Below are 12,831 nucleotides of genomic sequence, written 5' to 3'. Positions count from 1 at the left end.
GTTTCAGAAAGCTTCTTTGAATCGATATATTTCATCCGCAGATTATGCATGAATATTTAAAATTCTTCGGTACAAATAATCAGCAAGAGACTGTTCGTTTTTTGATTTATGAAAGAGGCTTAATAAGCCATATTTAATTAGGCGAGTGCGAATCACGTTCCTTGTCACTCCAAGCAAACGAGCCGTATGCACTTGATTGTATTGACAGTGCTGATACGCACTTCGGATAAATTTTTCTTCAATCAGCTCATTAATATTGTCATGCTTAAGTTGATTTGCGGCTTGAAAAATTTGTAAAAAGGTCTGCTCAAGTAACTGTCCAGCATCTTGAATATCTTTGATGTTGGCTACAGCAGAGGTGGCATTTTGTAAGTTAAAAGGTTCTGCACGCGAAAACGACGATGCACTTTGAATACTTGAAAAACTAATATCTTCTGGTTCAATCACACCTTTTTCACTGACTAAAATCGCATGTTGAATGGTATTTTCTAATTCACGAATATTGCCCGGCCAGTTATGCAAACTGAGTTTTTTGAGAGCCAGTTGGCTGAGGCGTAACGGCGTGTCATGTGGGTTGGTTTGATAGACCTGAATGAAGTGTTTAACCAAAGGCAAAATGTCACCACGACGCTCTGCGAGACGTGGAATGCGTAACAACGCTACATGTAAGCGGTAGAATAAATCTTCCCTAAAACGACCGTCCTGTACGGCATGCTCCAAATCGACATTGGTTGCGGCAATGATCCGAACATTAATCGGAATGGATTTGAGGGAGCCGACTCGAACGATCTCTCTTTCTTGTAAAACACGGAGTAATTTGACTTGCATAGGCAAGGACAGGTCACCAATTTCATCTAAAAATAAGGTGCCATTATGGGCTGCTTCAAACCAACCGACACGGCTATTAATTGCCCCTGTAAACGCTCCTTTTTCATGTCCAAATAATTCGCTTTCGACCAATGATTCGGTAAAGGCACCACAGTTGACCGCGATAAAAGGACCTTTGGCACGATGGCTCAATTGGTGGATTTGGCGTGCAACCAATTCTTTACCTGTGCCTGTATCACCAATGATGAGTGCATTGGCCTCACTTGGTGCAATTTGTTCAATTCGAGACAACAACGCTTGCGATAACGGATCTGCAAAGACCGTTGCTGTTGCCCGTTTATGTTTCAGTGCAGAGGGCACCGCAGGGTGGGTCAAAATAGACATATCGTTTCTTATAGTTGTTGAAAATGCAGATCATGATGAAAGATTTAAAAATAAAAGATAAATAATAATTCGATATTTAAATATCAGTTTCACCGATAAATTCATGTATGGATTATTTATCTGATTTTAAGATAAATAAAATCGGGATAACTAAAGGATAAATCAAGATATAGCAAGTGATTGAACTGTTTTATAGTAAAGCTCTCTTAATAACAAAAGGCATAATTAAAATGGCGATTACTTCAGTAAATGTGCGAAACCAATTCAAAGGCGTGATTAATGAAATCGTAGAGGGTCCTGTGGTTTCAGAAATTGATGTGGAAACCAAAGCGGGCTTTTTTACGTCCGTGATCACGACGCGTTCGGTGAAGGATTTAGACTTAAAAGTAGGTTCAGAGGTAGTGGTGTTAATTAAATCGACGGAAGTGTCACTGGCTAAACTCTAAGGTTTAGTCCAGCAAAGTTTGTCAGCACAAATAGAGAATAATGATATGAGCGTAGAACAAGCTGGTTCGGTTTCTATTCAGCAGCTAACGAAACATTATCCCACACAAAAGCAAGAAGACTTAACCGTACTTGAGGACATTAACCTGAATATTCAGCCGGGTGAGTTCATCAGTATTGTGGGAAGTAGTGGCTGCGGAAAATCCACACTATTACGGTTATTGGTTGGTCTAGAGCGTCAGTTTCAGGGCCAAATTTTGGTTGATGGTCAGCCTATACAGGGCACGAGTTTGGAACGCGGCATCGTGTTTCAAGATCATCGCCTGTTTCCATGGTTGACGGTACGGGAAAATGTACGGATTGCCTTGCATAAAAGTCAGTTTAGCCGTGCAGAAGAAGATGTATTGATTGATGAACATTTAGAGTTGGTCAAATTAACCCAATTTAAAGATGCTTATCCTTCGCAGTTGTCTGGTGGGATGAATCAGCGTGTGGCGATTGCCCGTAGTTTGGTGAATCGACCACAGATTTTACTGCTCGATGAACCCTTTGGTGCACTCGATGCATTGACCCGTCAAAATCTACAGGATGAATTGCAGCGAATTTGGTAAAGTGAAAAAATCACCATGATTATTGTCACCCATGATGTCGAAGAGGCGGTATTTTTGGGTGATCGGGTTGTGGTCATGCAGCCACATCCGGGACGAATTAAACGTATTGTAGATATTCATTTAGCCCATCCGCGTAAACGCGAAGATGTCCGTCTGACCAATATTAAAAATGACATTTTGACTGACTTTAGTGATCCAGTAAAAGATCAGTTGCTTGAACCTTTATCTCACCGATTTGCCGATTATAAATTTGCATGGTAAGTCTGGATTGACCATCTCCTAGACAATGTAAAAGCCCTGAATTCAGGGCTTTTTTGGCTTATCAAATATAGGTCAGTATGATCATCGCTTAAGTTGGATCAATATCAGTCCATAAAAATGCCCCAGTTGGGGCATTTGTTTTTCAGTTTTATCAAGCGTTGGTTTATGAGGCTTGAGAGGTATGTCTTTTTTCTAAAACATATTGGTTTTCAGGTCGTTTTAAACCTAAGTTTTCACGTAAGGTCTTGCCTTCATAAGCCGTGCGGAATAGACCACGACGTTGCAGTTCAGGGACAACCAAATCCACAAAATCATCTAAGCTTGCAGGTGTGGTTGGTGGCAAAATATTGAAACCATCCGCCGCTTCATTTTCAAACCACGCTTGTAGTTGATCGACTATTTGTTCGGGTGTTCCGATCAGTGTCCAATGCCCACGTGCGCTTGCAACCCATTGGTAAAGTTGTCGGATGGTAAAATTATTTTTACGGGCAATCTCTAAAATCAGTTGTTGACGGCTTGCGCCATTTTGCGCCTGTGTTAAATGTTCTGGCAGCGCTTGGTCGAGGTCAAATTGCGACAGGTCTTCAGTAAAACCACCCAATTGTTTGAGTAAGTTCAGTCCCAAAGTCGGATGAATATATGCATTTAATTCATCGTATTTTGCCCGAGCTTCGGCTTCAGTTTGTGCAACAAAGATCGACACACCCGGCATGATTTTTAAGTCATCGGCATGGCGACCATATTTGATAAGACGCGACTTTACATCACGATAAAAGGCTTGGGCATCTTCTAATTTTTGCTGTGCGGTGAAAATGACTTCGGCATATTTGGCGGCCAGTTCACGACCATCTTCAGACTGTCCCGCTTGTACAATCACGGGATAGCCCTGTGGTGGACGAGCAATATTTAATGCACCATGTACCGCAAGATGTTTACCCTTAAAGCGAGGTGGATGCAGTTTATCGCCCGTGAAAAATTGCCCAGTCTGTTTATTGTATTCAAAGGCATCATCTTCCCAAGAGTCCCAAAGCTTTTGTGCCACTTCTATAAATTCATCCGCACGTTCATAGCGTTCTTTGGGGAGCAGCGCATCATTGATGCCATAGTTTTTTGAAACCACACTGCCAGAAGTGGTCACCACATTCCATGCCGCCCGACCTTCAGACAGATGATCTAAAGAGGCAAATTTTCGCGCCAAATTATAAGGTGCTTCATAGGTGGTCGACGCTGTGGCAATAAAGCCTATATGTTCGGTTACCGCTGCAAGTGCAGAAAATAGGGATACCGGTTCGAGCCCGGCAGAGAAGGTGCCATTGAGACCCAAATCAGGTGTTGTATCAGGATCGACGGTGACGGGAACATCCGCAAGGAAATAGGTATCAAATAAGCCACGCTCTGCGGTCTTTGCCAGTTCAATAAAGTATTTTAAATTGTGACTATCCTGTGGGCGAGCCTGAGGATGGCGCCAACCTGCCACATGTTGCGAAGTCCCTGGTACGAATGCCCCTAAGCGAATTTGACGTTTTGACATAAATAAACTCTGTAAATGTTATTGTTCACTAGGAGTATTACAATGTTTATGCCAATAAAAATATTGTTATAAAACAAGATATTATTTTATTGTGAAGTTTTTACTGTTTTAAAATCAACAGAGAAATTAATCGCTTGTTGTGGATGCATCATCCAAAATCTTGCAGAACTTATCTGTTTATATATAAACACATAATAAAATTAAGGGATTTTATGCAGATGGCCTAACTCAGATAGAAAAAATGCCTCGGAAGAGGCATTTTAGAGATGGGTTAATAAAAACACTGTAAAAATTTACTAAGAGGCCTGCACCTGTTGATTCTTCAGCACATATTGATTCTCAGGGCGTTTTAGACCGAGGTTTTCACGTAAAGTCGTGCCTTCGTAGGCTGTTCGGAATAGACCGCGACGTTGCAGTTCAGGAACGATGAGATCGACAAAGTCATTTAACCCCGCAGGTGTTGTTGGCGGTAGGACATTAAAACCATCGGCAGCGTCATTCTCAAACCATTCCTGCAGTTGGTCTACGACTTGTTCCGGCGTGCCGATCAAGGTCCAATGTCCACGGGCTGAAGCGATATATTGATAGAGCTGACGAATACTAAAATTGTGCTTCCGGGCAATATCAATCATCATCTGCTGACGACTGGAGAAATTAATGTCTGCATCTTCTATTTTCGGGAAAGGGGCATCTAGATCAAATTTGGCCAGATTAATGCCACCTGCCAAAGCAGACAATAAACTTAAACCCACTTCTGGGTGAATTAAACTATTTAAAAAGTCATATTTTTCTTGGGCTTCTTGAGTTGTCTTGGCAACAAAAATCGAAACGCCCGGCATAATTTTCAGGTCATCTGCATGGCGGCCATATTTCACTAAGCGGTTTTTGACATCACGATAAAAGGCTTGCGCATCTGCTAAATTCTGTTGTGCAGTAAAGATCACTTCGGCATATTTACCGGCCAGTTCACGACCATCTTCAGATTGTCCTGCTTGAACAATCACCGGATAGCCTTGCGGTGGGCGAGAGACGTTGAGTGCACCCAGTACTTGATAATATTGACCTTGATGATTGGGCTGATGTTGTTTGCGGGCATCAAAAAATTGCCCGGTTTCTTTGTTGTAATGGAAGGTATCATCCTCCCATGAGTCCCAAAGTTTTTGAGTCACCTCAATAAATTCATCGGCACGTTCATAACGCTCTTTGGGTTCAGGGTGCTGCTGAATGTTAAAGTTTTTTGCGGCATCGGCAGAGGCTGTCGTTACCACATTCCACGCAGCACGACCTTTAGAAATATGATCTAAAGAGGCAAATTTACGCGCCAAAATATAAGGGTCTTCATAAGTCGTGGATGCTGTGGCAATAAAGCCAATATTTTGCGTCACAGCCGAAAGGGCAGCAAATAATGTGACGGGTTCAAAGCCGACGCCTTTATCGCCCAAACCTTTCTCACCTTCGACAGCAGAACTCCAACGGACAGACAGACCATCGGCAAGAAAGTAGGCATCGAATAGACCACGTTCTGCGGTTTTTGCCAGTTCAATTGCATAATCAATATTGAGATGATCTTGTGGGCGCGATTCGGGGTGACGCCAACCCGCGACATGCTGTGAGGTGGTTGGAATAAAAGCCCCAAGCTTTATTTGACGTTTAGACATAAAAAATTTCTCATCCCAATTATTCTTAAAAGATAAAAGGGATAAGAACAAAATCTATGCCAAACTGTAATTGTTTGAAAATATGCAACTTTTAAATCTATTGTGTTTTAAGTGTAGATAAATCAACAGGATATAAAACCAAATGTTGAAAAATAAACAGCAGTTTAACGGCAAACTTTATGTATGAATCTGTACAAGGTTTTCCATATGTAAACCCTAAAAGTATGTATCGGCTTTAGACTTTATAAGCGAACCTTATAGCAATACTTTGATGGCTTTTCGTCTCCATACCAGTTGGTAATACAGCCCTTGTAAGATACATAAGCTGACAAAGGCCAAGGCATAGGCATACCAAATACCTTTTAAGCCCCACCATTCACTGAATAGGTAGGCACACGGCACTTCAATGCAAATAATCGCCATAATATTAATAATCATCGGCACGGTCACTGTTCCGCTGGCCCGCATAATGGAAGCAAAAATCGCACTGGCACCAAAAAATAAAATCGACCAAAGCACAATGAACAGCAATTCTTGACCGAGAACCACAACTTCAGGATCTGTAATAAACAGCGCCATTAAATATTTAGAGAACAAATAGCCCAATGCCACCAAAATACCAGTAATAATGAAATTCATCCCGATGGCCGTACGTTTCACGCGATTAATTAGTTCAGAATGACCTGAACCAATGGCTTGTGCTGCAAAAATGGAGGCCGCAATCGCGATAGATAAGGCCGGGAATTGGATATAATTCAAAACCTGATTGACCGCGCCATATGCAGCAGTAGCATCAGCACCATGGCGGTTAACTAAACCGACAATCACGAGACCAGCCACAGAGGTCGTGACCATCTGTATACCCGTAGGAATGCCTAGTTTTAAGATAATTTTGCTGAGATCATGTTGATGGCGAATATGACGAAGCAACTCGAAGTCAAGTTTGAGCGGATGATCTTTCTTTTTTAAGTAGAAATATAAAAATACCAAGGCAATTAAAAAGCCGATATGACTGGCAATGGCAGGGGCAATAATACCTAAACTTGGAAATCCAAATTTTCCGGCAATCAGCACGGGTGTAATGATCAGCCCTGAACCAATGGTCATACCCGATGCAATCAGCGGTGTTGTACTGTCACCGACACCACGCAAAATCGAGGTATAAATAATATAAATAAAGAGCAGTGGGCTACCGGCAAGCATCCATTGCACATAAGGCAAAGATAAATGCATCACGTCTGGGGCTGTGCCTAAGGCCAATAAAATGGGCTTGGCAAATATCACCCCTAAAAAGGCAATGATGCTGCCACCAATCAAGGTCATAAACAGCGTGGAACCCACGACGGTACGAACTTTTTCAAGGTTTTGCGCGCCCCAAGCTTGACCCACCAACACGGTTGCACCTGCCGATAGTCCAATCACAAAAGCCATTAAACAGAACAAAATTGGGAAAAATACCGCGACGGCTGCAATGGCATGTACCCCAAGCATCTGACCGACAAAAACGGTGTTAATGGTCCCAGATAAATTCTGCAAAATATTGGTGGCGATCAAAGGCACCAGAAAAACTAAAAACGTTTTCCATAAATTTTGCTGAGTAACGAGGGACTGTTGTTTTGACATGCTCAGTTCCTAGACGCGGCTTTTTATGATTTTAAGTTACTGATAACACTATCATGTTTGCATTCAAAAAAGCCTTAGTTTTTGAGTAACCAAGGCTTCATTATTTCTACATGTCTGTTTTAAAAAAACGTTTGGGCAGATACTGCTTTAAACCGCGGAGAGAATCTCTGCAGCTCGATCTAAGGTGGCATCTTGTTTGGCAAAACAGAAGCGTAATAAGCGTAAATTTTCCGGCGGTTTTTGATAGAACACCGAGACTGGAATCGCCACGATTTTATGTTGTTCTGCCAACAACTGACACATTTCCACATCGCTTAAATCTGGGCGTATGGCACTGTAATCTAAGTTTTGGAAATAGGTGCCTGCGGACGGAATCAACTCAAATCTAGAGTAGCTTAAGCCGGCATTGAAACGGTCACGTTTGGCTTGGTAAAAATCGGCCAATTCAGCAATGTGCTCAGGATGTTCTGCCATAAAGTTAGCCAGTGCCATTTGTACGGGCGTAACACCGCAGAAATTGGCAAATTGATAGATTTGGCGAAACACTTGCATCAAGGCTGGCGCTGCAATGCAATAACCGGTTTTCCAACCTGTGACGTGAAAGGTTTTACCAAATGAGCCCACGACAAAACTGCGTTCACGCAGCTCAGGAAATGACAAAGCAGATAGATGCTGACGACCATCAAAAATTAAATGCTCATAGACCTCATCCGACAGCACTATAATATTTTTATCTTGAATTAGTTCGATTAAGTTGAGCCAGTCCTCACGCCCCCAAATAGCACCTGTTGGATTATGCGGTGTATTGACAATAATCATCCGGGTTTTATGGTTAATTGCAGCGGCAACACGATTCCAATCCACAGTAAAATGGGGCGTCTCTAAGGCAATGTGAATGGGATGAGCCCCAACCAATTTTACACTGGGCGCATAACTATCATAGCTCGGATCAAAAATAATCACTTCATCATCCGCATGAACCACGGCTTGAATGGCACTAAAAATACCAATGGTTGCACCCGGGGTAATGGTCACTTCGGTGTGAGGGTCAATATTTAATTGGTCTCGATGGGCAAACAGTTGGACCAATTGCTCACGTAAATGCATCAGTCCATCGCCGGGTGCATATTGGTTAAAACCCTGTTGCGTCGCATCACTTAGCGCATTTAACAGTGCTGGAGGTGCAGGAAAATCAGGAAAACCTTGAGATAAGTTCAGTGCATTTAGACGCTGCGCCATTGCACTCATGACGCTAAAAATAGTCACACCTTGTGCAGGCAGTTTGGATTCAATTGTGATCATGGAGCTTAAAATTTTTAATAGGTTGCATTTTGAGTGTAGCAGCATCTCAGCGGCTGCGAAAAGTTAGATCAGCAAAATTGATCCAGTATTGACGTTCCTATTCACTTGAATCCTAAAGTGATGTAAAAGCCAAAAAGAAGAATTCAACAAATTATTTGCAAAATAGGGTAGACGAAAAAATAAACATTTCCTAAAATGCCGTCATTAAAAAAAATTAAATACATAATAACAATGCTTAAAAATATTCACGCCATGGTGGAAAACTTTGGCTTTAGCGTACAGAAACGTGCGCTACACATTCATTTCTCAAATGAACACCTAAATTCTGAAGTTTTTATTCAACGGATTGAAGGTCAACACCGTATCAATCAAGGCTTTCGTGCGGAAATTATTTGTCTCTCGACCAATGCTCATCTTGCTTTAAAGCAGTTTATAGGCGGCCGAGTGGCTGTCGATCAAGTGACAGATTTGGGACAACTCAGTCGCCTGACTGGTGTGATTACTGGGGCTAGCCAAGGTCAAAGTGATGGTGCACTGACCGTTTATAAACTGGTGATTGAGGATGCGACAGCACTCTGGCATAAGCGTCGTAATAGCCGTGTCTTTATGAACAAATCGGTACGGGAGATGACCGAGATTATTTTTAGTGAATGGCAGAAAAAAAGTGCGCTGTTTGCTGCCAGTTTAAGCTTGAACTTAGAGGGGCTGGCACGTACTTATGATGTGCGTCCATTCACCATGCAGGCGAATGAAAGTGATTATGCATTTTTAACCCGCCTTTGGCGCAGTGAAGGGATCAATTGGTTAATTGATGAAGCAGAGTTATTTGTTGCATTTTCGGCTGCACCGATGCAAGCACAGCAACTGCGTTTAATTGATACGAATCAGGCTTATAGTGCTTTAGAGCGGAAAAAAATTCGCTTTCATCGGAGTCATGCCACGGAACGTTTGGACACAATCACCAGTTTTGTGGCAGAACGTTTTTTACAATCGACCACCATTCAAACGCAGCGTTGGCAAGCTCAACAATTGGCACAAGACCAAAGTAATCCACTCTTAAGCGCCCATGCACAGAGTGAGCAACAGCACAATGAAACCTTAAGTTTAGAGCAGGCGTGGACCATGAGTTCGGCTTGGACAACCGACCTTAAAGGTGCAGATCAGGCGACCACTTCAAATACACAGCAATTGGATCAGTTGAATCGGCAACTCAATCATTATCAGGAACTTCAAGCCAAATACTTTACCGCTAGTAGTAGCGTGCGGGACGCTCAAGTCGGGTATTGGTTTGAGTTAGAAAATCATCCTGAAATCGATCAACATCAAACGACAGATCGTGAATTTCTCATATTGGGCAAAGCATTTTATAACCAAAATAATTTACCCAAAGATATTTTGGTTCAATTAGAAAAGTTACTTGCCGCGAGCCGTTGGCTATCTTTAGGGGATGAAAGGCAGGCCAACGAGCTGTATGTGGTCCGTCGGCAAATTTCTGTGGTGCCTGAATATGATCCTTTATTACACCGGCCACCTGCGTTTCCACAGCGGGCTAAAGTGGTCGGTCCAGAAGGTGAAAGTATATATGTCGATGCTTGGGGGCGTATCAAAGTTCGGTTTACGTTCACCCGCAGCGATGACCATAGTCATGATGGTGGAGCAGGGAGTAATGATAATGACAGTGACTCGGCTTGGGTTGATGTGCTGACCCCATGGGCAGGTGAAGGTTATGGCGCACGTTTTCATCCTCGTATTGGCGAGATTGTGGTTATCGACTTTTTTGAGGGAGATGTCGATCGTCCCTTTGTAGTAGGACGAATACATGAAGCTGAACGATCTCAGACCATGTTTGACCTCAAAGGTCAGCTTCCTGAAACCAAAAAACTCAGTGGTATCCGCTCGCAAGAAGTTGCGGGAGCAGGCTTTAACCAACTGCGCTTTGATGACACGACGGGGCAGATCAGTACCCAATTACAAAGTAGTCATGCAGCGACACAGCTGAATTTAGGTAATCTCAGCCATCCTAAAGAACAAGACAGTAGCCATGGTCGAGGAGAGGGTTTTGAGCTGCGAACGGATGCTTGGGGGGCAATGCGTGCAGGTAAAGGTTTACTTATTAGTACCTATGCGCAGGATAAAGCCGTTGCCGATCATCTTGCTGCTGCTGAAGCTCAGTCTCTTTTAAATCAAGGGCATCAGAGCATGAATATGCTGAGCGATTTAGCCGTAAAGCAGCAGACCGATGCATTAAATGTGATTAATCGTTTGCCGAAGTTAATAAACTCTTTAGAAATCAAAAGTACTGCCGAAGCTGTTAAAGCGACTTTAAATTTGTTCAAGGAGGAGCTAAGTCGAGACCCATTGGCAGCGTTAAAAAACTGCAAAAGTTTTGTCAAAGAAATGGGCTCAATCGCACATGATGTCAAAAGTACAGTAAAAGAATTTAAAGCATTCTTTAATGATGTCGAAGATGCCTTTGATAACTTAAAGTCTGTCATAGATCATATTGAAGAAAATGGTAAGGATGTGATTCAAGGGCGGGTTGCAAGTCTGAAAAGTAACCTCAAAGAAGATCCATTAAAAGCATTAAAAGATGTGGGCAAATTGATCGAAGACATCAAATTTAACCCTGATGATTTATTGAATAATGGTGGTTTTGGTTTGTCACCAGCGATGACACCCATAAAAGCATTAGAAAAAGTACAAGGCTTTATGGAAGGCTATGCGCAAGGTTTAGAAAAATCCAATACAGCGGCAAAACAAGAACAAGGCAAATTATTCCGCCAAGCACTGATGTTACTTGCATCACCTAATGGTATTGCACTCACTACACCGGAAGATATTGTATTACAAGCCTCACAGGATATTGCAGAAAGTGCACAAGGTTCGATTAATTTCAGTGCTCAAAAGAATATTGTTGGTCATGCACAAGACAAAATCAGTTTGTTTGCGGCTCAAAAGGGCCTGAGTGCTTATGCCGCAAAAGGGAAAGTTGAATTACAAGCCCAAGATGATGCTATTGAAGCAATTGCACGAAAGGTGATTAAGCTCATTTCAACGGAAGATAAAATTGAAATTACCAGTCCTAAAGAAATCGTGCTGACCGCAGGGGGCTCGCAACTGAAAATTAATGGCAGTGGAATATTTACAACAACAGGCGGCAAGTTTGAGAGTAAGGCGGGGCAGCATAGTTTTGTGGGGGGAGCGACTGTAAATGCTCAGTTGCCGAAGCTGCCTGGTAATGGTGTCTATAGTAATAAATTAGATTTATATAATTTATTTATTGGCGAAAATTTTCAAAAAATTGAATATCAATATTTAGATAGTAAAACAAATACATATGTAACTGGAAATCTTGATGATGATGGTCAAACACAAGATCATTTTTCAGATGAACAAAAAGAATTTGATATTTTAGTTGGTTATGAAACACCTGAATGGCTTAGTGAAGATGATTTAAATTTTGACTATGTAGAAGAAAAAGATATATAAAAAATCAGGAAAGTATTTTTATGAAAGGCAATGTAGAGTTTCAATTTTTAGACTTATTATTCAATCCTATATCTAATTTAGAATATAAGGTTGAAGATTTAAAAAATAAAGTAATTGCTGCTGGAATGAGTGGTAAGGATGGAAAGACAGTCATAATTAGTAGAAATTTAGGTTATATATTAAGAGTTTCTGTAAAAAAGACAAATGGTGAATATAAATATGTTGGCTTATATTGTGTTTATAAAGTTAATGATTTGAAAATTTTCAGAAGTCCAAAAGTATTAATAAAAAAATTAAAAAAAATTGAAAATAAAAAACAAGAAGGGAAATCGCAACCATTTACATATACTGTTAAAGAAAATGATAAATTATTTGATATAGCAAAAAATTATAATACAACTGTTGCATTATTATGTGGTTTAAATAAAATTAAAGATGCAAATAAAATATATAAAGGTCAAAAAATACAAGTTCATCCAAATTATAAGGCTACTGGTGAGAAAAATGAAAAATCTATCACTAAAAATAATGAAATTTCATTAAATTCATATGTTTATGAAGTTAAAAGAGGGGATACTTTAAGTGGAATAGCTGTTAAAACAGGCCTATCAATAGGTGAATTAAAAAATTTAAATAATATAGCTAATATAAATCAGATATATGTTGGTCAAATTTTAAAGTTGAACCATAATACACCTTC

General features: G+C 41.1%; 8 protein-coding genes and 1 pseudogene. 4 read left to right on the top strand and 5 right to left on the bottom strand.

Features of this window, described 5'->3' with window-relative positions; all coding sequences use genetic code 11:
* Positions 1-42: 42 nt before the first annotated feature.
* Entirely contained in the window at positions 43-1,212 is a 1,170-nt protein-coding gene (locus FTU36_RS12530) for a sigma-54-dependent Fis family transcriptional regulator (RefSeq protein ID WP_180118133.1), read from the bottom strand.
* 230 nt (positions 1,213-1,442) lie between these two features.
* Between FTU36_RS12530 and FTU36_RS12525 the strand changes: the two genes are divergently transcribed.
* Together FTU36_RS12525 and FTU36_RS12520 are read left to right on the top strand one after the other, a co-directional pair.
* Complete coding sequence (locus tag FTU36_RS12525) at positions 1,443-1,658, top strand: molybdopterin-binding protein (protein WP_067765474.1); 216 nt, start codon at positions 1,443-1,445, stop codon at positions 1,656-1,658.
* Positions 1,659-1,703: 45 nt separating this feature from the next.
* Positions 1,704-2,528 (top strand): annotated as a pseudogene (locus FTU36_RS12520) (ABC transporter ATP-binding protein).
* Between the two features lie 163 nt (positions 2,529-2,691).
* Here the strand turns inward: FTU36_RS12520 and FTU36_RS12515 are convergent.
* The 4 genes from FTU36_RS12515 to FTU36_RS12500 form a co-directional block, all read right to left on the bottom strand.
* A complete protein-coding gene (locus FTU36_RS12515; protein WP_180118132.1) occupies positions 2,692-4,059 on the bottom strand; it encodes an LLM class flavin-dependent oxidoreductase in 1,368 nt (455 codons plus the stop codon).
* Between the two features lie 296 nt (positions 4,060-4,355).
* Positions 4,356-5,717 (bottom strand): LLM class flavin-dependent oxidoreductase, encoded by a 1,362-nt coding sequence (locus FTU36_RS12510; protein ID WP_180049457.1) that lies wholly within the window; start codon positions 5,715-5,717, stop codon positions 4,356-4,358.
* A 255-nt stretch (positions 5,718-5,972) separates the two neighbouring features.
* Positions 5,973-7,340: an MATE family efflux transporter gene (locus FTU36_RS12505; RefSeq protein WP_180118130.1), complete on the bottom strand. Its 1,368-nt coding sequence runs from the start codon at positions 7,338-7,340 to the stop codon at positions 5,973-5,975.
* A gap of 147 nt (positions 7,341-7,487) precedes the next feature.
* Complete coding sequence (locus tag FTU36_RS12500) at positions 7,488-8,642, bottom strand: methionine aminotransferase (protein WP_180118128.1); 1,155 nt, start codon at positions 8,640-8,642, stop codon at positions 7,488-7,490.
* Between the two features lie 231 nt (positions 8,643-8,873).
* On the opposite strand from FTU36_RS12500, the gene FTU36_RS12495 reads away from it, so the two are divergent.
* Together FTU36_RS12495 and FTU36_RS12490 are read left to right on the top strand one after the other, a co-directional pair.
* On the top strand, positions 8,874-12,131 hold the full coding sequence (locus tag FTU36_RS12495; protein ID WP_180118126.1) for a type VI secretion system Vgr family protein: 3,258 nt from the start codon (positions 8,874-8,876) through the stop codon (positions 12,129-12,131).
* Positions 12,132-12,151: 20 nt separating this feature from the next.
* The coding region (locus FTU36_RS12490) for a LysM peptidoglycan-binding domain-containing protein (protein WP_180118124.1) at positions 12,152-12,831 on the top strand (680 nt) is incomplete at its 3' end.

Origin of the sequence: Acinetobacter sp. YH12096 (assembly GCF_013419215.1) — a bacterium.
Classification (GTDB): Bacteria; Pseudomonadota; Gammaproteobacteria; order Pseudomonadales; family Moraxellaceae; genus Acinetobacter; species Acinetobacter amyesii.
The sequence above is the reverse complement of the archived record's forward strand: the minus strand, read 5'-3'. Positions and strand labels throughout refer to the sequence as shown.

Excerpts from the sequence above, each read along its gene's own strand:
- FTU36_RS12530 (WP_180118133.1), bottom strand. The coding sequence starts at position 1,212 with ATGTCTATTTTGACCCACCCTGCGGTGCCCTCTGCACTGAAACATAAA.
- FTU36_RS12525 (WP_067765474.1), top strand. The coding sequence starts at position 1,443 with ATGGCGATTACTTCAGTAAATGTGCGAAACCAATTCAAAGGCGTGATT.
- FTU36_RS12515 (WP_180118132.1), bottom strand. The coding sequence starts at position 4,059 with ATGTCAAAACGTCAAATTCGCTTAGGGGCATTCGTACCAGGGACTTCG.
- FTU36_RS12510 (WP_180049457.1), bottom strand. The coding sequence starts at position 5,717 with ATGTCTAAACGTCAAATAAAGCTTGGGGCTTTTATTCCAACCACCTCA.
- FTU36_RS12505 (WP_180118130.1), bottom strand. The coding sequence starts at position 7,340 with ATGTCAAAACAACAGTCCCTCGTTACTCAGCAAAATTTATGGAAAACG.
- FTU36_RS12500 (WP_180118128.1), bottom strand. The coding sequence starts at position 8,642 with ATGATCACAATTGAATCCAAACTGCCTGCACAAGGTGTGACTATTTTT.
- FTU36_RS12495 (WP_180118126.1), top strand. The coding sequence starts at position 8,874 with ATGCTTAAAAATATTCACGCCATGGTGGAAAACTTTGGCTTTAGCGTA.